This is a genomic window from Kluyvera sp. (genome assembly GCF_047971185.1).
In the GTDB taxonomy this organism is placed as follows: domain Bacteria; phylum Pseudomonadota; class Gammaproteobacteria; order Enterobacterales; family Enterobacteriaceae; genus Kluyvera.
Map to the genome: position 1 here is coordinate 16,616 of NZ_JBKDZH010000094.1, position 21,327 is coordinate 37,942.

18 protein-coding genes and 1 tRNA gene are annotated in these 21,327 nt (G+C 55.8%); 10 read left to right on the forward strand and 9 right to left on the reverse strand.

Annotation, left to right across the window (positions count from 1 at the left end; translation table 11 throughout):
• Positions 1 to 60: 60 nt before the first annotated feature.
• Positions 61 to 1,704 (forward strand): multidrug ABC transporter permease/ATP-binding protein, encoded by a 1,644-nt coding sequence (locus ACK5JN_RS20000; RefSeq protein ID WP_416871756.1) that lies wholly within the window; start codon positions 61 to 63, stop codon positions 1,702 to 1,704.
• 131 nt (positions 1,705 to 1,835) lie between these two features.
• The gene (mgtE, locus tag ACK5JN_RS20005; protein ID WP_416871757.1) at positions 1,836 to 3,272 is read left to right on the forward strand and encodes a magnesium transporter; all 1,437 of its coding nucleotides are present in this window, start codon (positions 1,836 to 1,838) and stop codon (positions 3,270 to 3,272) included.
• On the opposite strand, the gene ACK5JN_RS20010 is transcribed toward mgtE, so the two are convergent.
• Complete coding sequence (locus tag ACK5JN_RS20010; protein WP_416871758.1) at positions 3,235 to 4,452, reverse strand: SulP family inorganic anion transporter; 1,218 nt, start codon at positions 4,450 to 4,452, stop codon at positions 3,235 to 3,237. The genes mgtE and ACK5JN_RS20010 overlap by 38 nt on opposite strands.
• A gap of 274 nt (positions 4,453 to 4,726) precedes the next feature.
• Between ACK5JN_RS20010 and mqo the strand changes: the two genes are divergently transcribed.
• On the forward strand, positions 4,727 to 6,379 hold the full coding sequence (gene mqo / locus ACK5JN_RS20015) for a malate dehydrogenase (quinone) (RefSeq protein ID WP_416871759.1): 1,653 nt from the start codon (positions 4,727 to 4,729) through the stop codon (positions 6,377 to 6,379).
• Positions 6,380 to 6,478: 99 nt separating this feature from the next.
• On the opposite strand, the gene eco is transcribed toward mqo, so the two are convergent.
• A complete protein-coding gene (gene eco, locus ACK5JN_RS20020) occupies positions 6,479 to 6,970 on the reverse strand; it encodes a serine protease inhibitor ecotin (RefSeq protein WP_416871760.1) in 492 nt (163 codons plus the stop codon).
• A gap of 489 nt (positions 6,971 to 7,459) precedes the next feature.
• On the opposite strand from eco, the gene ACK5JN_RS20025 reads away from it, so the two are divergent.
• Complete coding sequence (locus ACK5JN_RS20025; RefSeq protein ID WP_416871761.1) at positions 7,460 to 7,993, forward strand: hypothetical protein; 534 nt, start codon at positions 7,460 to 7,462, stop codon at positions 7,991 to 7,993.
• A gap of 365 nt (positions 7,994 to 8,358) precedes the next feature.
• On the opposite strand, the gene ACK5JN_RS20030 is transcribed toward ACK5JN_RS20025, so the two are convergent.
• The 4 genes from ACK5JN_RS20030 to ACK5JN_RS20045 form a co-directional block, all read right to left on the reverse strand.
• Complete coding sequence (locus tag ACK5JN_RS20030) at positions 8,359 to 8,862, reverse strand: DUF1543 domain-containing protein (RefSeq protein WP_416871762.1); 504 nt, start codon at positions 8,860 to 8,862, stop codon at positions 8,359 to 8,361.
• 310 nt (positions 8,863 to 9,172) lie between these two features.
• Positions 9,173 to 9,249 (reverse strand) — tRNA-Pro (locus tag ACK5JN_RS20035).
• 75 nt (positions 9,250 to 9,324) lie between these two features.
• Positions 9,325 to 11,079 carry an LPS biosynthesis-modulating metalloenzyme YejM gene (gene yejM, locus ACK5JN_RS20040; protein ID WP_416871763.1) on the reverse strand — a complete coding sequence of 585 codons (1,755 nt, stop codon included), beginning with the start codon at positions 11,077 to 11,079 and terminating at the stop codon, positions 9,325 to 9,327.
• 18 nt (positions 11,080 to 11,097) lie between these two features.
• Complete coding sequence (locus ACK5JN_RS20045) at positions 11,098 to 11,325, reverse strand: YejL family protein (protein WP_416871764.1); 228 nt, start codon at positions 11,323 to 11,325, stop codon at positions 11,098 to 11,100.
• Positions 11,326 to 11,508: 183 nt separating this feature from the next.
• Between ACK5JN_RS20045 and yejK the strand changes: the two genes are divergently transcribed.
• Together yejK and ACK5JN_RS20055 are read left to right on the forward strand one after the other, a co-directional pair.
• Positions 11,509 to 12,516: a nucleoid-associated protein YejK gene (gene yejK / locus ACK5JN_RS20050; RefSeq protein ID WP_416871765.1), complete on the forward strand. Its 1,008-nt coding sequence runs from the start codon at positions 11,509 to 11,511 to the stop codon at positions 12,514 to 12,516.
• Between the two features lie 270 nt (positions 12,517 to 12,786).
• Positions 12,787 to 14,748 carry a glycosyl hydrolase family 28 protein gene (locus ACK5JN_RS20055; protein ID WP_416871766.1) on the forward strand — a complete coding sequence of 654 codons (1,962 nt, stop codon included), beginning with the start codon at positions 12,787 to 12,789 and terminating at the stop codon, positions 14,746 to 14,748.
• 65 nt (positions 14,749 to 14,813) lie between these two features.
• On the opposite strand, the gene rplY is transcribed toward ACK5JN_RS20055, so the two are convergent.
• Together rplY and ACK5JN_RS20065 are read right to left on the reverse strand one after the other, a co-directional pair.
• Complete coding sequence (gene rplY, locus ACK5JN_RS20060) at positions 14,814 to 15,098, reverse strand: 50S ribosomal protein L25 (protein WP_416871767.1); 285 nt, start codon at positions 15,096 to 15,098, stop codon at positions 14,814 to 14,816.
• Between the two features lie 126 nt (positions 15,099 to 15,224).
• The gene (locus tag ACK5JN_RS20065) at positions 15,225 to 16,184 is read right to left on the reverse strand and encodes a YbgA family protein (RefSeq protein WP_416871768.1); all 960 of its coding nucleotides are present in this window, start codon (positions 16,182 to 16,184) and stop codon (positions 15,225 to 15,227) included.
• Positions 16,185 to 16,299: 115 nt separating this feature from the next.
• Here ACK5JN_RS20065 and blc point away from each other — a divergent pair, with 115 nt between their 5' ends.
• Complete coding sequence (gene blc / locus ACK5JN_RS20070; RefSeq protein ID WP_416871769.1) at positions 16,300 to 16,833, forward strand: outer membrane lipoprotein Blc; 534 nt, start codon at positions 16,300 to 16,302, stop codon at positions 16,831 to 16,833.
• Here blc and ACK5JN_RS20075 read toward each other — a convergent pair.
• Positions 16,830 to 18,587 carry a DEAD/DEAH box helicase gene (locus tag ACK5JN_RS20075; protein WP_416871770.1) on the reverse strand — a complete coding sequence of 586 codons (1,758 nt, stop codon included), beginning with the start codon at positions 18,585 to 18,587 and terminating at the stop codon, positions 16,830 to 16,832. The genes blc and ACK5JN_RS20075 overlap by 4 nt on opposite strands.
• A gap of 154 nt (positions 18,588 to 18,741) precedes the next feature.
• Between ACK5JN_RS20075 and rsuA the strand changes: the two genes are divergently transcribed.
• The 3 genes from rsuA to ACK5JN_RS20090 all read left to right on the forward strand — a co-directional run bounded on the left by rsuA (position 18,742) and on the right by ACK5JN_RS20090 (position 21,326).
• Complete coding sequence (gene rsuA / locus ACK5JN_RS20080; protein ID WP_416871771.1) at positions 18,742 to 19,449, forward strand: 16S rRNA pseudouridine(516) synthase RsuA; 708 nt, start codon at positions 18,742 to 18,744, stop codon at positions 19,447 to 19,449.
• Positions 19,450 to 19,470: 21 nt separating this feature from the next.
• Positions 19,471 to 20,667 (forward strand): Bcr/CflA family multidrug efflux MFS transporter, encoded by a 1,197-nt coding sequence (locus tag ACK5JN_RS20085; protein ID WP_416871772.1) that lies wholly within the window; start codon positions 19,471 to 19,473, stop codon positions 20,665 to 20,667.
• 317 nt (positions 20,668 to 20,984) lie between these two features.
• On the forward strand, positions 20,985 to 21,326 hold the full coding sequence (locus ACK5JN_RS20090) for a YejG family protein (protein ID WP_416871773.1): 342 nt from the start codon (positions 20,985 to 20,987) through the stop codon (positions 21,324 to 21,326).
• Position 21,327 lies beyond the last annotated feature (1 nt).

The window sequence follows — 21,327 nt, forward strand, 5'->3', positions numbered from 1 at the left end:
TTGATGTAGACTCTCAGCAGTTTACACTGCTGGCTGTTTTTTCTTGCCCTGGTCACTGCTATGGAACTTCTGTTACTTGTCTGGCGTCAGTATCGCTGGCCCTTTATCGGCGTTATCGCCCTAAGCCTGCTGAGCGCCGCGCTCGGTATCGGGCTGATTGCCTTTATTAACGTACGTCTGATTGAGACGGTGGATACCACGCTGACCGTACTGCCGGAATTTCTTGGCCTGCTGCTGCTGCTGATGGCGGTGACGCTCGGTTCACAGCTGGCGCTGACCACCCTGGGGCACCATTTTGTCTACCGCCTGCGCCGGGAATTTATCAAACGGATCCTCGACACCCAGGTGGAGCGCGTAGAGAAACTCGGCAGCGCCTCGCTGCTGGCGGGCCTGACCAGCGACATTCGCGCCATCACCATTGCCTTCGTGCGCCTGCCGGAGCTGGTGCAGGGGATTATCCTGACCGTGGGGTCGGCGGCCTACCTGGCGATGCTATCGAGCAAAATGCTGCTGATTACCGCGCTGTGGATGGCGCTGACCATCTGGGGCGGTTTTATGCTGGTGGCGCGCGTGTACCGCCATATGGCGACCCTGCGTGAAACGGAAGATCGGCTGTACAACGACTACCAGACGGTGCTGGAAGGGCGCAAAGAGCTGACCCTCAACCGCGAGCGCGCGGAGTACGTTTTTGAGCAAAAATTTACCCCGAATGCCAAAGACTACCGCCACCATATCGTTCGTGCCGACACCTTCCACCTGAGCGCCGTTAACTGGTCAAACATTATGATGCTTGGTGCCATCGGCCTGGTGTTCTGGATGGCGAACAGCCTCGGTTGGGCCGACACCAACGTCGCCGCCACCTACTCGCTTACGCTGCTGTTCCTGCGCACGCCGCTGCTGTCGGCGGTGGGGGCGCTGCCTACGCTGCTGAGCGCCCAGGTGGCGTTCAATAAGCTGAATAAATTCGCGCTGGCGCCGTATCAGGAAACCTTCCCGCAGCCGACCGCGCACCCGAACTGGCAGACGCTGGAGCTGCGCGACGTCACCTTCCATTATGAAGACAACACCTTTGCGGTAGGCCCGCTGAACCTGACGCTTAAGCGTGGTGAACTGGTGTTCCTGATTGGCGGCAACGGCAGCGGTAAATCAACGCTGGCGATGCTGCTGACCGGCCTGTATCAGCCGGTTTCCGGGCAGATTCTGCTGGACGGCCAGCCGCTGGCGGCGGACAAGCCGGAAGATTACCGCAAGCTGTTCTCGGCGGTGTTTACCGACGTCTGGCTGTTTGACCAGCTATTAGGCCCGGAAGGCAAGAACGCGGACCCGGCGCTGATTGATAAATGGCTGACTCAGCTACAGATGACGCACAAGATTAAGCTGGAAGACGGGCGGATTCTGGATCTGAAGCTGTCGAAAGGGCAGAAGAAGCGCGTGGCGCTGCTGCTGGCGCTGGCGGAAGAGCGTGACATCATTATGCTTGATGAGTGGGCGGCCGATCAGGACCCGCATTTCCGCCGTGAGTTCTATCAGGTATTGCTGCCGCTGATGCAGCAGATGGGGAAAACCATTTTCGCCATCAGCCATGACGATCACTACTTTATTCATGCCGATCGCTTGCTGGAAATGCGTAACGGCCAGCTCAGCGAGCTGGTGGGCGAGGAGCGCGAACGCGCTTCCCGCGATGCCGTTGCCCGTACCGCCTAACTTTTTTTTCGCCGCTCTGCCGGTTTTTTCACCGGACGGGCGGCTCGTTTAAACTTTTTTACATCTCTGCGCGCTATGCTTAATTCGCCCGGCTATCCGGCGGGGTAACGTCTCACGAATAAGGATTATTCATGTCTCTGTTGAAAAAGAACAGCGCCCGTCTGCGCGACGAAGAGCGCCAGCGCCTTATCTGGCTGCTGACCACTGATAAAGCCGTGACTTCCGCGCTGCTGGGCAAACTGACGCTTGCCGAGCAGTACGATGAAGGCACGCTGGTTGACGACCTTGCTGAAGTCGGCAATTTAGTGGCGCACCTGCCGCCGCCGGATCTCGCCGATACCCTGGAAGCGTTACCGTCTGAAGAACGCCATGCGCTGTGGAACATGGTTGAAGACGATCGCCGCGGGAAAGTGTTGCTGGAAGCATCGGAGAACGTCTGGGACGACCTCATTGAAGATATGAGCGACCGGGCGTTGCTCGATGCACTGCAAACGCTGGATATCGACGAACAGATTTACCTGGTGCAGCACCTGCCGCGCGACCTGACCGGACGCCTGCTGGCGTCGATGTCGCCGGAAGAGCGCGCGCGCGTACGTCAGGTGATGAACTACGCCCACGAGCAGGTGGGTTCCATCATGGAGTTCGAGGTGATTACCATTCGCCCGGACGTCACGCTGGCCTCGGTGCAGCGCTTTTTGCGCCGCCTGGGCAAAATGCCGGAGAACACCGATAAGCTGTTTGTCGTCCAGCGCGATCAGACCCTGATTGGCGAGCTGGAGCTGAAAACCATTCTGCTCAACCCGGCGGAAAAACTGGTGCATGAAGTGATGGAAGCCGATCCGGTCGCCTTCCATCCGGAAGAAAAGTCGGAACTCGTCGCGCGTACCTTCGAACGTGACAACTTAATCAGCGCCGCGGTAATTGACTCTCAGGGCAAGCTGATGGGGCGTTTGACCATCGATGAGATCGTCGACGTGGTCTATGAAGAGACCGACAGCGACCTGCGCCGCATGGGCGGCCTGAGCAGTGAAGAAGACGTGTTTGCGCCGGTGACCAAAGCGGTGAAAACCCGCTGGGCGTGGCTGGCCATTAACCTCTGCACCGCGTTTATCGCCTCGCGAGTGATTGACGGCTTTGAACACACCATTTCTCAGCTGGTGGCGCTGGCATCGTTGATGCCTATTGTCGCGGGCATCGGCGGGAATACCGGTAACCAGACCATTACCATGATCGTGCGCGCGTTGGCACTGCAACACATTCAGCCGGGTAACTTCTCGTTCCTGATCCTGCGTGAAATGGGGGGGGCGCTGATTAACGGTATTGTCTGGGGCGGCATCATGGGCACCGTGACCTGGCTGCTGTATGACGACCTGGCGCTCGGCGGCGTGATGACGCTGGCGATGATCCTGAACCTGCTGGTGGCGTCGATCATGGGGGTGCTGATCCCGATGATCATGGCCAAGCTTGGGCGCGACCCGGCGGTCGGCTCAAGCGTGATGATCACCGCGATCACCGATACCGGCGGCTTCTTTATTTTTCTTGGGCTGGCGACGCTGTTTCTGCTTTAAGCTTCGCCCGAAGCTTCAGGCGTGCAGGCACGATCGCCATCATGATGATACCTGCCAGCACGCCAATCGCCAGATTACCGGTACTGACCGTTGCGCCAACGGTGACCAGCATCACCAGCGTTTCCGGCCACGGCGCGCGCTTGAGCGTCGCGGGCTGGAGGCTTGGCCAGCTAAAGGTCTTAAAGGCCACAATCACCATAATCCCCGCCAGTACCGCCATCGGGATCTTCGCCATCACTTCGCTTAAGGCGGTTACCAACAGCAGCAGCACCAGCGCGGCGGCAACGGTTGATACGCGGCTGCGGCCTTTCCCCATCTCCACGTTCACAATGGTCTGACCGATCATCGCGCATCCGGCAATACCGCCGTAGCAGCCGGCCAGCATATTGGCGATGCCGAGGCCCGCGCTTTCACGCGTTTTGTTCGATGGCGTATGGGTGAGATCGTCTACCAGTTTAGCGGTCAGCAGCGATTCCATCAGTCCGACGAAGGCAATGCTCAGCGCACAGGGCCAGATAATTTGCAGCGTCTCGAGGTTAAACGGCACCAGCCACTGAGTCAGCCCCGGCAGGCCGCCGCTCATTGAGCCTTCATCGCCCACGGTCGGCAGAATCTGCCCGCTGGTGACGGTAAACAGCGTCAGCAGCACGACGGCAACCAGCGGGGAAGGGATGCTTTTTGTCACCCGCGGTAGCCACAGTACGATCAGAATGGTAGCGGCAAACAGCGCGACGATAAGCGGGCTGCGGCTCCAGAAGTGGGGTACCTGGGCAAAGAAAATCAGGATGCCGAGCGCGTTCACAAAACCGGTCATTACCGACTGGGGAATAAAGCGCATCAGCTTCGCCATGCCGCAGAGGGCAAACAAAATTTGAATGATGCCGGCCAGCAAAACCGCAGGTAAAATATAGGCCACGCCGTGCACGTGGACCATCGGGCCGATGACCAGCGCGACTGAACCGGCGGCGGCCGTGACCATTGCCGGGCGTCCGCCAAGGAACGACATGCTAAGGCACAGCACGACCGACGCAATCAGGCTGACTTTAGGGTCAACGCCGGCAATCACTGAAAACGAGATCACTTCAGGGATCAGCGCCAGGGCGGTAATAACGCCAGCCAGCGCTTCGCGGGTAAGCAGCGACGGTGAGCGTAGCACGCTCAAGGAGGAGGTGTTCGACATTAGAGTATTCGCAGGTTATCGATGGCCGGTTTTCCATAAGCCACGGCTTCCGTGCGTACCATCACAAAGGGGAGAATAATACCGCTTCCCGTCACATTCTGCCAGTACCAAATCTCATTTTCTGTACACATTTATTAAACATTTTAATAACAGATCTCAAAACTCAACTTAAATTTTAAACAATATTTAAATTTCATCGCCCTGGTGGTAACGTAACTGTACGGATGTTTTTACCTGCATGTAACAACTCGATGGTCAAGTAAGGCCCCCTACGATGAAAAAAAAGATAGCTGTACCCAACTCACAGAAATCGGGTACCGAGAAGACTTCTGTGGCGAAAAAGGCGAAGACTCGTGCGGTTCACGAGACGGATGTATTGCTGATCGGTGGCGGAATTATGAGCGCTACGCTGGGTACGTGGCTGCAGGAGCTTGAACCAGACTGGTCGATTACCATGGTTGAGCAAATGGAGAGCGTCGCGGAAGAGAGCTCAAACGGCTGGAATAACGCCGGAACCGGGCACTCCGCGCTAATGGAACTCAACTATACCCCGCAAAAAGCTGACGGCTCCGTCAGCATCGATAAAGCCATTGATATCAACGAAGCGTTCCAGATCTCCCGCCAGTTCTGGGCGCATCAGGTGACGCGCGGGGTGCTGACGCAGCCGAAAAGTTTTATCAACACCGTGCCGCACATGAGCTTTGTGTGGGGCGAGGATAACGTTAATTTCCTGCGCGCCCGCTACCGCGCGCTGCAGAAGAGCCCGCTGTTTAACGGCATGCGCTACTCCGAAGACCACGATCAGATTAAAGCGTGGGCGCCGCTGGTGATGGAAGGGCGCGATCCGCAGCAGAAAATCGCCGCCACCCGCACCGAAGCGGGCACCGATGTGAACTACGGCGAGATCACCCGTCAGATGATCAATGCGCTGAAAACCCGTGACGGTTTTTCTCTTCAGCTGAACACCGTGGTACGCCGTTTTCATCGTAACGCCGATAACAGCTGGAACGTGACGGTTTCCAACGCCAATAACAGCCATGAAAAGCGCACGATTAAAGCGAAATTTATATTTATTGGCGCGGGCGGCGCGGCGCTGAAGCTGCTGCAACAAACCAAAATCCCGCAGGCGAAAGAGTATGCGGGCTTCCCGGTCGGCGGGCAGTTCCTGGTGTGTGAGAACCCGGAAGTGGTCAACCATCATCTGGCGAAAGTCTACGGCCAGGCTTCTGTGGGCGCGCCGCCGATGTCGGTGCCGCATATCGACACCCGTATTATTGACGGCAAACGGGTGGTGCTGTTCGGGCCGTTCGCCACCTTCTCTACGCGCTTCCTGAAAAATGGTTCGCTGTGGGATCTGCTGGCGTCCACCAATAAATCCAATATCTTGCCGATGCTTAACGTCGGGCTGGATAATTTCGATCTGGTCAAATACCTGGTCAGCCAGGTGCTGCAGAAGGATAAAGATCGCCACGCCGCGCTACGCGCCTACTACCCCATGGCGAAAAAGCAGGACTGGCGTCTGTGGCAGGCGGGCCAGCGCGTGCAGATTATCAAACGCGATGCGCGCATTGGCGGCGTGCTGCGTCTGGGCACTGAAGTGGTGAGCGACGATGAAGGTACCGTTGCCGCGCTGCTGGGCGCTTCGCCGGGCGCGTCTACCGCCGCGCCGATCATGCTGGATCTGATGGAAAAAGTGTTTAAGGATAAGATGCAGACCGCCGAGTGGCAGACTAAGATTCGCGCCGTGGTGCCAACCTATGGCTCAACGCTAACCGAAAACCCGCATCTGATTGAACAAACGCTGGCTTATACCAGCGAGGTGCTGGGCCTGCGTCATGAAGCGCCGCGTGAAGCCGATCCGGTGCCGGCAGTGCAGACGCCGCCGAAGACGGTGACGGTGAAAGAGGTTGCCGATATCGCGCTGTAGCTGCGGGACAGGTTATCATCAGGCAGTAAAAAAAAACCGGCATCGCCGGTTTTTTTATCATCTATTTTAAACCACCTCCGGGGAGGTGGCGATCGTTCATCAACGCACTTCGGCGTTATGTACCGTTTCCTGGGCTTCCCAGACGCGGTATTTGACTTCCACATTTTCCGGGGCGTAAACCACGATCGGCAGCTTGCTGTTGTAGCGCAGCATGCCATCGTCACCCAGCGAAGCGGTGATGAATTTCCTGGTTTTTTTCTGGTCAGGGCAGGCCATCATTGTTGACATCGGGCCGCTGACTTTCTCTACCACGTAGTAGTCATAGCCCCAGCCTTCCAGCGTTTTGCTTTCCAGCTCGGCACCCAGGCGCTGATGATTACAGTCGACTTCCAGCGTTTTACCAATTAATAACTCTACCTTATAGGCAGATTCGTCTTTCTGCGCCGGTAACTGAATGACCTGACGCTTCATGCCTTTCTCAGCCTGCGGGTAAGGGGCAACCTTTTCAAGCGGCTGTTCTGCGGCCCAGGCGGTGCTGGAAGCGCAGGCGATGGCGAGTAATGAAGCGGCAAGCTTATGTGAATTTTTCACTGTTCATCCTTTTTATCAGTTTCAACAACAAGAGAATAGCATTCCTGATGTGAATGGTAATCGGTTTTTACTATATTTTTCATTAGGAATAGTTTGATATTTTGGTTTTGTGTTTATGTGTGGTGTTTATGACTGGCTTGTTGCTTTGTAATGTGCTTTTTACTCTGTGATTTTGCGGGGCTCCCTTTTATTTGCTTACCGACTGCTTGCCGGGGTTGGCTGGTTTCTGGATTGAGAGGTCATAGAACAGATTATTTTTAAATTTAGAATAAATATCCTACATAGTGGTATACATAAATTTAAAAATTAATTGGCTAATTATATTTTTGCTGGGTAATAGAGGGGTAAACGGGTTGATCTGGTATTACCTGTGGCTGATATTTTATTTTTCCTATTGTAAAAAAATGTATATGAGAATAGATTGCCAACATCTTTCGATGTTCAAAATTTGTTCTAACAAATATCCAACAATTATGATGGTGGTTTCATATGAAGTATAAAGTATTCGCTTTATCTATTTTCTTTTCCGTCTCCGCTTATGCAGGTGTGGGGGCATCTTCATTAGCTAACAATGGGATTACCGATCCTTCTTTAGGGAATACCATAAACTATTCAGGCAACAATGCTAATATAGCAAATCAGTCATATGGCTCTTCCTACATGAATGCACGTAGCCAACAGGTTCTTGGCACAGCCCCTAATACTGGAACCCCACCTAATACTGGTAATCCATCGAATACAGGTACCCCATCGAATACAGGCACTCCGTCGAATACAGGTACTCCATCGATTACTGGCACTCCTGATGTAACAGAACCCAATGAACCCGGGCATGTGGTCACCGTTCATCCTCCGTTTGCGGGCGAATCCTGGGGTAATCATAGCCAGAGCAAGAGTAGCCATGGAGAGCATGGAACGGGTAATGGCGGCGAAAATGCGCAGAACAGCCATAGCGCCGGCGGGTTCTCCACTGCGGGTACCCACATCGGTGGCGGGCATTCCAGTTCAGGTTTCCATTATTAAGCTATTGGTAGCATCCACATTTAACATTGTGGGCGTTTACACGTTGCCGTTTTCTCGGTACAGAAATAATGATGCTAGCAGGGTGCTATTTTTTCGGCATAGAGAGACAAATATTTATTTATAATCATTAAGTTCGCATCAAATTTGGGCTGAATATAGTGTTATAACCATTTTTATAATAATGGGGATTACCTATGGGCGAATTATTGATGACTAAAGTATACATATATACATCAGAATAGGTGCGACCTGGACGTGCGTGAGGAATGACTAAATAGAAACAGGGGCCACCCCTGTTTCTATTTATGGTGAGGCTCAGCATGACTGATATGCTAAAAGCCCTCGGCCAGCTTTATCCTCACAGGCTACAAACCTATTGGTAAATAACCCTGCCATTCTGGTCGATCCCGGCACCCTGAATCACAAGGTGTGAGATGAATGAATAGATCGCCAATCCTCTCAAGTAGTAAGCAATCATCAACCTCGGTCAAATTATCTTTATGCTGCTGATCGACACCACAGAGCAGGGTATTCAACGCTTTATTTTTTGCAGCCTGGGCATTCTCGGCGACAAATAAATCGTACTCATGGAGCTCCGCGAGCGTATCCGGCCTGTAGCCTCCTGCGTTAACGAAGAACAATCTTTTGGAGGACTTGGGCGGCACCGGGGAGAGTGTGACAGAATACCCATCTGCCCACGTGATACGACTGTAACCGTCGATATGAATTTTATCTTTATCACCGAACCATGCTTCACGCAGCGCGGGCCAGGTATCTTTTGCTTCGTTGGCTGCTACAAACTGAATATCGTGGACCTCGATGTTCGATTTTCCGGCATTCCCACCGATGTAAAACATAAACAAATGCATCGTTAACCCCATTAAAATAATATAATCGTTATGTATTTGACTATATAACGATAGTTCTCGCAACTGACTTATCGATGCCATGTTGAGATAGGTATGTTCAGCGACTATCGACCGCGGACTCTTACGCTCAGGGAGCCATCGTGCTCTGAACGTCGGCGGTGAAAGAAAGTGATAAAGACCAGAAGTGGGTTCATTACTGATGTATTACGCAGAATGCCGGGAGGAAAACGAAGGGGGATTTCCCAGTATGTCCGCTCAGAAGACAGGCATAAAAAAACCAGCCTTAAGAGGCTGGTTTATATAATAATTTTGGTCGGCACGAGAGGATTTGAACCTCCGACCCCCGACACCCCATGACGGTGCGCTACCAGGCTGCGCTACGTGCCGACGCATGGGCAAATACTACCGCTTTTATCGCTGATTGCAAGCCGATAACCCACTGATTGATTCATAATTAATCAATCAGTTAGCGATAAAACGTTTTTCGTCGGTCAACACCTGCAGCAGCAGGCTCAACTGGGCTTTCTGATCGCGTACGCGTTCGCCCTCGGCGGTCCAGGTTTTATAGTGGCCGTTATGATCGAGCACCACGGTGAGGGTCGGCGTGGTGATGGCCAGCGTACTGCTATCTGCCGCGGTAACCCAATTATGACGGCGCGCGGCGCTGAACAGATCCTGGCCCTGCGAGTATTCGTTGGCCGACGTTGATACGTGCAGCAGGCGCTGCATCAGGGTAGTCATAACGTCTTTATGATCGGTCAGCAGGTCGATACGCTGGGCCGGGGTGCCTGGCCAGTGAATCACCAGCGGTACCTGCAGCCGCGCGCGTGACCAGTCGAAGCTGTTTTCCTGCCCGCTGAGCGGCACGCCGTGACCGGCGGTAATAATCACCACCGTATTTTTCAGCTTGCCGGAGCTACGCATTGCGTCCAGCATGCGGCCAATTTGCTCATCAACCTGCGCGGCCGCGCGGCCATACTGACGGTCGCTAGCCGGTGAATTGCTGACGGTGGTGCCGTTAAAGGATACCCACGAGAACCAGCGCGTTTCCTCCTGCGCATTGTTGGTCAGCCAGTTAATCCACTGATTGGCCGTTTGAGTATCGTTCTGCGGCTTGCCAGGCGGCAGCGAGAAGTCGGACAGCAGCGCCTGGCGGTAAATAGGGCTTTCAAAGCCGTCGGAGGAGAACAGCCCCAGCTGATATCCCTGCTGGTTAAGCGCGCTGATGAGCGCTGCCGGAATGCGCGCCGCGAGCACGCCGTCCATATAGCCAGGCGAGATACCGTAGAACAGGCCAAAGATACCGCTATCGGCGGTGTTACCGGCGCTCATATGCTGGGTAAAGTTGACGTTATCGTTGGCAAACCGCGCCAGCGACGGCATCTGCTGTTCGAAGCGTGAATAGTTCAGCCCATCGACGGTAATCAGCAGCACGTTCTGGCCTGCACCCATATCGCGATAGCGCAGATCGCTCAGCGGATATTGCACGGTGACCGCTTCCGGGTCGCCTTGCTCCACCAGGCGGCGCTGATAATCCTGCGCGTCAAGCAGGCCGTGTTTCTCCAGGAAGCGGCGGGCCGTCATCGGATAGGAGAGCGGCAGGTTGGCGCGCTGCATGGTAATCGGGCGATAGAAGTTGGCGTCTGCCCAGATGTACATCACGTGCGAAGCGATAAACGAGGCAAAGAAAAACCACGCGACCGGGCGCGCGTAGTGGCGGCGGCGCGTCAGGCTGCGCAGCTTCTGCCAGCTCCAGGTGGCGAACAGCATTTCGACGAGCAGAATCACCGGCACGCTGATAAACATCAGCTGCCAGTCGCGAGCCGTCTCGTTTTGATCGGGGTTGATGACCAGCTCCCACACCACCGGGTTCAGGTGCAGGTGGAAGCGGGTAAAGACCTCGCTGTCGATAATCAGCAGCGTCATGCCCGCCGTCGCCAGAATGGCCGACAGGAAGCGCATCAGGCGCTGGGACATGACGATAAAGGTCAGGGGGAATAAGATCAGCAGATAGGTGGAGAACACCAGAAAGCTGAAGTGCCCGACGAGGCTGATGTAGGAGAACACGCGTCCTGCCAGCGTCGTCGGCCAGTCGGCGACAAACAGATAGCGGCTACCGAGCACCATGGCCAACAGCATGTTGAACAGGGCGAACCAGTGCCCCCAGCTAACCATCTGGGAGACTTTTTCTCGGTAAGGCTGACGATGTGTCACCATAAACTGTTGCTTGTACCCTTAGTGCGCAGGATCGCTATTAATGGAAGATTGCAGCGCCTGGGCAAAAGAACGCGCGATAGCCTGGCGCTGAGCCGGAGCCACGCTGCTGTTAATCAGGTTGGTTACCATATTGCCCAGCACCATCAGCGAAAGATCGGTCGGGGTTTTATGTTGTTCCAGCACGTTAGCCAGCTCGCTCAGCAGCTGTTCTACGTGTTCATCACTATAGCGGGATTGTTGTGGCATAAATCGAAATCTGTCTGTTCATTAAAGGGCAGTATATTACCGTAGCAGCAGCATTTTTTCCGCTTTTTTTCCGCGTAACGCGTTATCCTTTGCGCATTATACTGCCGCGACCCCGGTAATATGCGAGTTGCACTGTGATATCGGGGGTGGTTGAATACACCCGATCTTAAAGGAGAGTTTAACATGAGTCTGGATATCGACCAGATCGCTTTGCATCAGCTCGTCAAACGCGATGAGCAAAACCTCGACGTGGTGCTGCGCGACACGCTGCTGGAGCCGACGGCGCCGGTTGAAGAGATGATGGCCGAGCTGCATCGGGTGTACAGTGCCAAAAACAAGGCCTATGGCCTGTTTACCGAAGAGAGCGAACTGGCGCAAACGCTGAAGTTGCAGCGTCAGGGCGAGGAAGATTTCCTCGCGTTTAGCCGCGCGGCCACAGGGCGTCTGCGCGATGAGCTGGCAAAATATCCGTTCGCCGACGGCGGCATCGTGCTGTTCTGCCACTATCGCTATCTGGCGGTAGAGTACCTGCTGGTGGCGGTGCTGAACAACCTCAGCAGTATGCGCGTCAACGAACAGCTGGATATCAGCGCCACCCACTATCTGGATATCAACCATGCGGATATCGTGGCGCGTATCGATCTCACCGAGTGGGAAACCAACCCGGAATCAACCCGCTACCTGACCTTCCTGAAAGGGCGCGTTGGGCGCAAAGTGGCCGACTTCTTTATGGACTTCCTCGGCGCCAGCGAAGGCCTGAACGCCAAGGTGCAGAACCGTGGTCTGCTGCAGGCGCTGGACGATTTCGCCGCCGAAGCGGAGCTGGATAAAAACGAACGCCAGAACGTGCGTCAGCAGGTGTATAGCTACTGCAACGAACAGCTGCAGGCGGGCGAAGAGATCGAGCTGGAGTCGCTGTCGAAGGAGTTGGCTGGCGTCAGCGAGGTGAGCTTCAGCGAGTTTACCGCGGAGAAGGGCTACGAGCTGGAAGAGAGCTTCCCGGCGGATCGCAGCACCCTGCGCCAGCTGACTAAATTTGCCGGCAGCGGCGGCGGGCTGACGATTAACTTCGACGCCATGCTGCTGGGCGAGCGTATCTTCTGGGATCCGGCGACTGACACGCTGACGATTAAAGGCACCCCGCCGAATCTGCGTGACCAGCTACAGCGCCGGACATCAGGCAAAAGCTAATCCCTAAAGCCCGCCTTCGTGCGGGCTTTGTCTATTTGCTCTCTGCGCATAGTGAGTGACCCCACTCGCAATTCTGAGATCGCTTCTTTTGTATGCAGGTCAAATCTTGACCTGACTCTCAGTTATTTCGCATGAAAATAAATAAAAATGCGTTTCATTTTAAATGCAAAATTATTTTGATTTTATAAGGAGAGCTGTTTTTACAACAGCAGCTCATGAACGCGGTTATTTGTGCCCAATACCGCGGAAAACTGAGAGGAAAAATAAAACATGCACAATACCTTCAGGCATTCCCGAATTGCGCTGGCTTCGGCGCTACTCTTTACAGGCCTGCTGAGCGGCTGCGACGACAGCGCTGCCGCCGAGCGCGCTGAGTCGGCAGCGCCGCAGAACGTCCAGTCGCCGGTACTGTCAGCCGACGATGGGCACGTGGTGCTGGTTTGGGAAAAGCCGCTCGCGGAAGCAGAGAAGGTGGTTGATTACCATATTTATCGTGATGGCGTGTTTACGGGGAGCGCGCGGGATAATCAGGACGTTTACTCTCCGGCCAAGCCTTACATCGATAACTTCTATCAGACGCTGGACGACGGCTGGCAGCAGAAGGTGGATCTGCGTACCTTTACCGCCGACGGCCTGAAGGCCGATACCGAATACCGCTTCACCGTGCGGGCCGTTTATGCGGAGGGTAAAGAGTCTGTCGATAGTGCGCCGATTGCATTGCGGACCACCAAAACACCGCACGTTGTGGATGTGAAAGATTTTGGGGCGGTGGGTGACGGTAAAACGCTGGATACCGCTGCACTGCAAAAGGCGATCGACAGCTGCACCCTTGCGGCGTATCCCCAGGGATGCAAAGTCAGCCTGCACGACGGCGTTTTTAAAAGCGGCGCGTTGTTCCTGCACAGCGACATGACGCTGGATATTGCCGCCGGGGCAACGCTGCTGGGTTCCGATAACCCGGCTGACTATCCGCTCAGTAAAGGCTATTACCTTTATCCTTATACCGACAACCCGCTGCCAAAGCGCCCGCCGTCGCTGATTAACGCGCTGGAGGCGGACGATCGCGGTAGTTCACACGCGGGCACCTTCCAGAATATTCGCATCGTCGGCAAAGGCAGCATTGATGGCAATGGCTGGACGCGGGGCGTGAAGGCCGGCGGCGCAGAATCGATTACCGATGAGCTGGGAAACACGCTGCCGCAGTATCGGGCCAGCAATGCGAAGAAGGTTGCAAGCGACGGCATCCTGGCGAAAAACCAGACCGAGCAGGCGGTAGCCGAAGGGATGGACCGTGATAGCGCCTATAAAAACCGCCGCTCCAGCCTGATGACGCTGCGCGGCGTCAGCAATCTCTATCTCGAGGGGTTAACCATTCTCAACCCGGCGTTTCACGGCATCATGGTGCTGGAGTCAGAGCACATCGCTTTCAACGGGCTCTCGCACAAAACCTTCGACGGTAATAACGCCGACGGCATTGAGCTGGGCAACAGCCAGAACGGTATGGTGTTCAACAACTTCTTCGACACCGGCGATGACGGGATGAACTTTGCGGCGGGCTATGGCAAGGGGGTGGAGACGTTTAACCAGAAAGCGCAAAGCGGTACGTGGATCTTCAATAACTACTTCCGTAAAGCGCACGGCGCGGTGGTAACCGGCAGCCATACCGGCGCGTGGATCGAGAAGATCGTCGCGGAAGATAACGTGATGTACCTGACAGACATTGGCCTGCGCATGAAAAGTCGTCCTTATTACGGCGGCGGGGCGCGTGAGGTGGTCTTCCGCAATAACGCGATGAAAGATTTAGCCAAAGAGCCGTTTATCTTCACCATCAAATACAGCGCGGACGTCAACGACACCACGCCAGCCGCAGAACCGGCGCAGTTCCGTGATGTAACGGTGGAAAATGTGACCGTCGACGGCACGGCGGCGAAGAGCAGCATTCTGGTCGATGGTATGACGGCGGATGAAATGGCGGCGGCCTATGGCATCACGTTTGCTCGCGACGCGTACCATCAGAATCTGCTGTTCAGCAACGTGAAGTTCCGCAATACCCGGGCGACCAATATTTCCTTCCTGCGTGACAGCCAGTTCAAAAATGTGACCTTTGAGAATACGGTGCAGGCGTGGAATTTTGCGCAGGTGAGCAATGTTACCTTGCAGGATAGCGCCAACAATGAAACGCTTTCAGCGACGGGAACGGAAACGGTGATACGGGAAGCGGCAACGCAATAAACGACAGGCATAAAAAAACGGCTCCCATAGGGAGCCGCTCTTTCGTCACGTAGACTCGCTGGCGATTAAGCGCGAACGAAGTCGATGTGAGCCAGTTTCGGCTTGAACGGGTGACGCTGCACCGCCTGAGCCTTAACTTTTTCTTCTTTACCATCAACAACGATGGTCAGAACTTCGCTGTAGAATTCAGCGTTGTTCTGCAGGTTCCACAGCTTGTCGTGATCCAGTTCGATAGCAACCGGAGCTGCTTCGCCACCATAAATGATAGCCGGGAACTTGTTAGCTGCGCGCAGGCGGCGGCTCGCACCCTTACCCTGCTCTTTACGTGCTTGTGCTTCGATAGTAAACATTGAATAGCTCTCTTGATTAATCCTGCTACAGGCGACCCAGCAGCAGGCAAATGATCTGCTTCACGGATGTGAAAGCGGGCGGCATTATAGCCTCCAATCCACTGGCGGGCAATGAAAACCTCACCGTCAATTGGCCGTCATTCGCAGACGCAGGCTGTCGGGGTAGGGCGCAAAATAGCGCTGAGTCTGCAGGTAGGCGTCCGGGTGCTCGGCCAGATAGTGCTTCAGCAGCGTCAGCGGCGCGAGAATCGGCAGCAGCCCCGCGTGATAATCATCGATAGCGTTGCGTAGCTCCGCGCGCTGACGGTCGTTCAGCTGTTTGCGGAAGTAGCCCTGAATATGCATCAACACGTTGGTGTGGTTCTTGCGCGAGGCGGGCTGCTGCAAAATCGCCATCAGTTTTTCCCGGTACGCCACAAAAAAAGCCGCCAGATCGTCCCATTCATGAATACGGGCGATAAACGGACCAATTTCGCGATATCCCGGCTGGCTATGGGCCAGCAGATGCAGCTTATAGCGGCTGTGAAAGGCAATCAGGCCGCCGCGCGTCAGCCCACTTTCCCGCAGCGTGTTCAGCTCGTGCAGGGCAAACACGCGCGCGACGAAGTTTTCCCGCAGCACAGGATCGTGCAGGCGGCCGTCTTCTTCAATCGGCAGCCACGGGTAGCGCTGGCGAAGCGCGGCGGTAAACAGCCCGACGCCCGCCTTGGCGCCCCGGTTGCCGCGATCGTCATAGAGCCGCACGCGCTCCATGCCGCAGCTTGGCGATTTTGCGCAGACGATAAAGCCAGCGTAATCGGCAATACCGGGAAGGTAGCCTTCGGCAAAACGCTGCATTTTGTCGGTCAGATCGTTGTCGGCATCCTGGCTGACGCGCATACGGGTGTCGCCGTCGGTGGTAAGCACCAGCCGCAGCGCCGGGCGCGGCACCGGCAAGCCAATAGCCATTTCCGGGCAGACCGGTTTAAAGGTTACCCATGCGGCAAGTTCATCCATAATGAACCCCATCCGCTTATGTCCGCCGTCGAAACGGACGGCCGCGCCGGTCAGACAGCCACTAATGCCCAGCATCGGTTTATTACTCATGTTCGCGTCCTTTTGCTTGCGGAGGATAAGTTAAGCATAGGATCGGCCTATTCTGGTCGCGCGGCTTTTTTTATCTTCTACACTGGAGGAATACCGTTTTTTGAAAGGAGATTGCATGAAGCTATGGCCGGTGGTTACAGGGGTTGCTATCACACTCGCGCTGGTGGCCTGTCGTTCGCCGACGCCGCCTAAGGGCGTCACGCCCATCAGCAATTTTGACGCCAGCCGCTATCTGGGCAAATGGTATGAAATCGCCCGCCTGGAAAACCGCTTCGAGCGAGGGCTGGAGCAGGTGAATGCCACCTACGGCAAGCGCTCGGACGGCGGCATCTCGGTGGCGAATCGCGGTTTTGATCCGCAAAAGGGTGAGTGGAAGCTCAGCGAGGGCAAGGCCTATTTTACCGGTAAGCCCACGACCGCCGCGCTGAAAGTCTCCTTCTTTGGCCCGTTTTACGGCGGCTACAACGTGATTGCGCTGGATGACGACTATCAGTATGCGCTGGTGAGCGGGCCAAACCGCGACTACCTGTGGATTCTGTCGCGTACGCCAACCCTGCCGCCTCAGGTTCGCCAGAACTATCTCACCATCGCCCGCGGTCTGGGCTTTGCGGTGGATGAGCTGGTATGGGTAAAACAGTCGCGTGATTAGCGCAGCTCGTTAGCCCGACGGTAGCGACCTTCATAGTCGAACACCTTCTCGCGCACCTGCCAGTAGGGGCCCTTTTTCCGGGCGACGACAAAATCCGGCGCCCGCAATAGCGCCTGCTGGGCGATAATGTCGGCCGGCGTTATCCAGCGCAGCGGTACGCCGGGCGTGCGGGTGTGCGGGCGGATAAACAGCTGCTCAAACGCCGTTTTTTGCGCCGGCGTGTGCAGGCGGAAACGCTCGCTGACGTCGGCACCGTCCTCATCGTAGTAGGTTATTTTCAGCCAGCTGCCTTTCTCGTCCATCCCGTCCTGTAGCACCATGCCGCTACAGCGCAGCACCAGCGCGTCCTTCAGCTTCAGCGCCGCCTTCAGCATGTCGTCCGGGTCAACCAGTACCGTATCGCACTCGCGGCAGCGGCGGGCGGCAATGTCGTTTTCAGCGTTACACTGCGGGCAGTTTTTAAAGCGGAATCGATAGTCGCACTGCTCGCGGTGGCCCTCGTCATCCTCCAGCCAGCCCTGACAGCGGCGGCCAAAGTGCTCAATCAGGGTGCCGTCGGCGGTGGTTTTGCCCCAGAAGGTGTTGGCGAAGCCGCAGCCGGGGCAGAACACCTGTACCGGCACGTTATCACTTTTGCCTTTTGGCGCGCCCACTTCCGGCGCGTAGAGGTCGTGCGGGTTACCAGCGTAATCGAGGATCAGGCAGTCCGTTTTTCCCGGCGCCAGGCGCAGGCCGCGGCCGACAATCTGCTGATACAGACCGATCGATTCGGTCGGGCGCAGGATGGCAATCAGGTCGACGTGCGGGGCGTCAAAGCCGGTGGTCAGCACCGCCACGTTCACCAGATAGCGGAACTGCTGATTTTTAAAGGCCTCGATCAGCGTATCGCGCTGCGGCCCCGGCGTTTCACCGGTGATCAGCGCCGCGTCATCGGCGGGCAGCAGGCCGGTTATTTCCCGGGCGTGCTCAACGGTGGCGGCGAAAATCATCACCCCTTTACGCGTCTGGGCAAACTCTTCAATCTGGCTGATGATGTGCGGCGTAATACGCTGCTGCTGTTTCAGCTCGCGGTTGAGATCCGCCTCGCTGAACAGGCCGTTACTGTTGGACTGTAAACGGCTGAAGTCGTACTGCACCACCGGCATATCCAGCCGCTCCGGTGGGGTGAGGTAGCCATGCTTAATCATATAGCGCAGCGGCAGCTCATAGATGCAGTCGCGAAACAGCGCCTTGTCGTCGCCGCGCACCATGCCGTGGTAGTGGAACTGGTAAATCCAGCCTTTGCCCAGGCGGAAGGGGGTGGCCGTCAGCCCGAGCAGGCGAATCTGTGGGTTAACCTGCTTAAGATGGCTCAGTATCTGCTGGTACTGGCTGTCATCATCGTCGCTGATGCGGTGGCATTCGTCGACGATCAGCAGCGAAAACTCGCCTTGAAAATGGTCGAGGTTGCGGGCGACGGACTGCACGCTGCCGAAGACCACTTTGCCGTGGCTCTCTTTACGCTGCAGCCCGGCCGCATAAATATCGGCCTCCAGCCCCAGCGCGCAGTATTTCGCGTGGTTCTGCGCCACCAGCTCTTTGACGTGGGCCAGCACCAGCACGCGCCCGCGCGCCAGCCGCGCCAGCTCGGCGATAACGAGGCTTTTGCCCGCACCGGTCGGCAGAACGATAACGGCAGGCTGCGTGTGGCGGCGGAAGTAGGCCAGCGTGGCGTCAACCGCTTCCTGTTGGTAGGGGCGAAGTGTAAAAGTCATGAGCGTCGTGATTGTCCTTAACAGCCAAATAGTATGCCACGAATCTTTTCACTTGAGTGGCAGGGTAAGCCCGTTATACTTACCGATTGTTATTACCCCTTTTTTCGGACGCCTCGTCCGGCACCCGGCACTTTTTACAGGCTAAAAATACTTCATGCGACTTGATAAGTTTATCGCTCAGCAACTCGGCGTCAGCCGTGCTATTGCCGGGCGTTTGATCCGCGGCCACCACGTGACCGTTGACGACGAAGTGGTACGCGATACCGCCTTCAAACTACAACCTGACCATAACGTGGCCTATGAAGGCAATTCGTTGACCCAGCAGAACGGTCCGCGCTATTTCATGCTGAACAAGCCCCAGGGCTACGTCTGCTCGACGGAAGATCCGGATCACCCGACGGTGCTCTACTTCCTGGATGAACCGGTTGCCCACAAGCTGCACGCCGCGGGGCGTTTAGATATCGACACCACCGGCCTGGTGCTGATGACCGACGACGGCCAGTGGTCTCATCGCATTACCTCGCCGCGCCACCACTGCGAAAAAACCTATCTGGTGACGCTGGAAAATCCGGTCAGCGACGATACCGCCGCGCAGTTCGCCAAAGGCGTACAGCTGCATAACGAAAAAGATCTGACCAAACCGGCGGTGCTGGAAGTGGTGACGCCGACCGAAGTGCGTCTCACCATCAGCGAAGGCCGCTACCACCAGGTCAAACGCATGTTTGCCGCCGTGGGTAACCATGTGGTGGGGCTGCACCGTGAACGTATCGGTGACATTGCTCTCGATCCTGAGCTCGAGCCGGGAGAATACCGCCCGTTAACCGCAGAAGAAATCGCCAGCGTTGGCGCCCCCGCGCGCTAACCCACTCATCAGAGGTAGATTGTGACGTCCAGGTCGCGCTCGTCGTTAAAGATTGTTTTCATTCTTGGCCTTCTGGCCATGTTAATGCCGCTGTCGATAGACATGTATCTTCCGGCGCTGCCGGTGATCTCCGAACAGTTCGGCGTCCCGGCCGGCAGCGCGCAGATGACCCTCAGTACCGATATTCTGGGGTTTGCCCTCGGCCAGCTGCTGTATGGCCCGATGGCCGACAGCCTCGGACGCAAGCCGGTGATCCTTGGCGGCACGCTGATCTTTGCGGCGGCAGCGGTGGCATGTGCGCTCGCGCCGTCCATCGACTACCTGATCGCCACCCGCTTCTTCCACGGGCTGGCTGCCGCGGCGGCCAGCGTGGTGATCAACGCCCTGATGCGCGATATCTATCCCAAAGAAGAGTTTTCACGGATGATGTCGTTCGTGATGCTGGTGACCACCATCGCCCCGCTGGTGGCACCGATGGTCGGCGGCGCGGTGCTGGTCTGGTTTAGCTGGCACGCCATCTTCTGGATTCTGGCCGTTGCGGCGCTGCTGGCGTCGGCAATGATCTACTTCTTTATTGATGAAACGCTGCCGATTGAAAAGCGTCAGCCGTTCCGCCTGAGCACCACTCTCGGGAACTTTGCCTCGCTGTTTCGCCACAAGCGCGTGCTGTCGTATATGCTGGCCAGCGGCTTCAGCTTTGCGGCGATGTTCTCGTTCCTCAGCGCCGGGCCGTTTGTCTATATTGAGCTGAACCACGTTTCGCCGCAGCATTTTGGGTACTACTTCGCGCTGAATATCGTGTTCCTCTTTATTACTACCACCATCAACAGCCGCTTTGTCCGCCGGGTAGGGGCGCTGTGGATGTTCCGCGCTGGGCTGCTGATTCAGTTTGCGATGGCGGTGTGGATGGTGGTTACCGCGCTGCTGGATGTTGGCTTCTGGTCGCTGGTGCTGGGGATTGCGGTGTTTATCGGCTGCGTGTCGATGGTTTCGTCTAACGCGATGGCGGTGATCCTCGATGAGTTCCCGCATATGGCCGGGACGGCGTCGTCGCTGGCAGGCACTTTCCGCTTTGGTATTGGGGCCATTGTTGGCGCGCTGCTGTCGCTGGCGACCTTCACCACCGCCTGGCCGATGCTGATTTCAATCGCGCTTTGCGCCTCCTGTTCCATTCTTTTCTATCTCTATGCCAGTCGGCCACGCAAATCCGCGCACTAATACATCTTTCGTAGGGGCGAAATACGCCCCTTTGTTGATATGTATCAACAGAAATGGCATTGCTGCTGGGGTGCGATGTTTCTTTTATGTAAAATCCATTCATGCAAAAAGTCACATTGTTGTAGATAAAAAGGTTGCGTTAGATCACAGATACGGGTACATATAGCGCACAAATGCATCAGTGCACCGAATAATGTCGTAAGAAGAATGTTGAATGCTGGCGTTTTTTTTCTGGATGCAGGACGATTTGTCAACAATGTGTTAATATGGATGTGAAATAATTGTGAAGTCATGTGGCTTCCGGGGAAAAGAACGTAATGACATTCCAGCTATCAATCGTACATCGACTGCCGCAGGACTATCGCTGGTCTGCGGGTTTTGCAGGTTCCAAAGTTGAACCGATTCCGCAAAATGTCGCTGAGAGCGACAACGCACTGGTGGCGCTGAAATTATTAAGCCCGGACGGCGATAGTGCCTGGCCGGTCATGCACTCGCTCAGCCAGGCGTTAACGGACATTTCCGTTGATTGTTCGGTGCTCGAGTGTGAAGGGGAACCGTGCCTGTTCGTGAAGCGCCAGGACGAGTTTGCCGCCACCTGCCGCCTGAAAAATTTCGGCGTCGCCATTGCCGAACCGTTTTCCGGCAACAACCCGTTTTAAC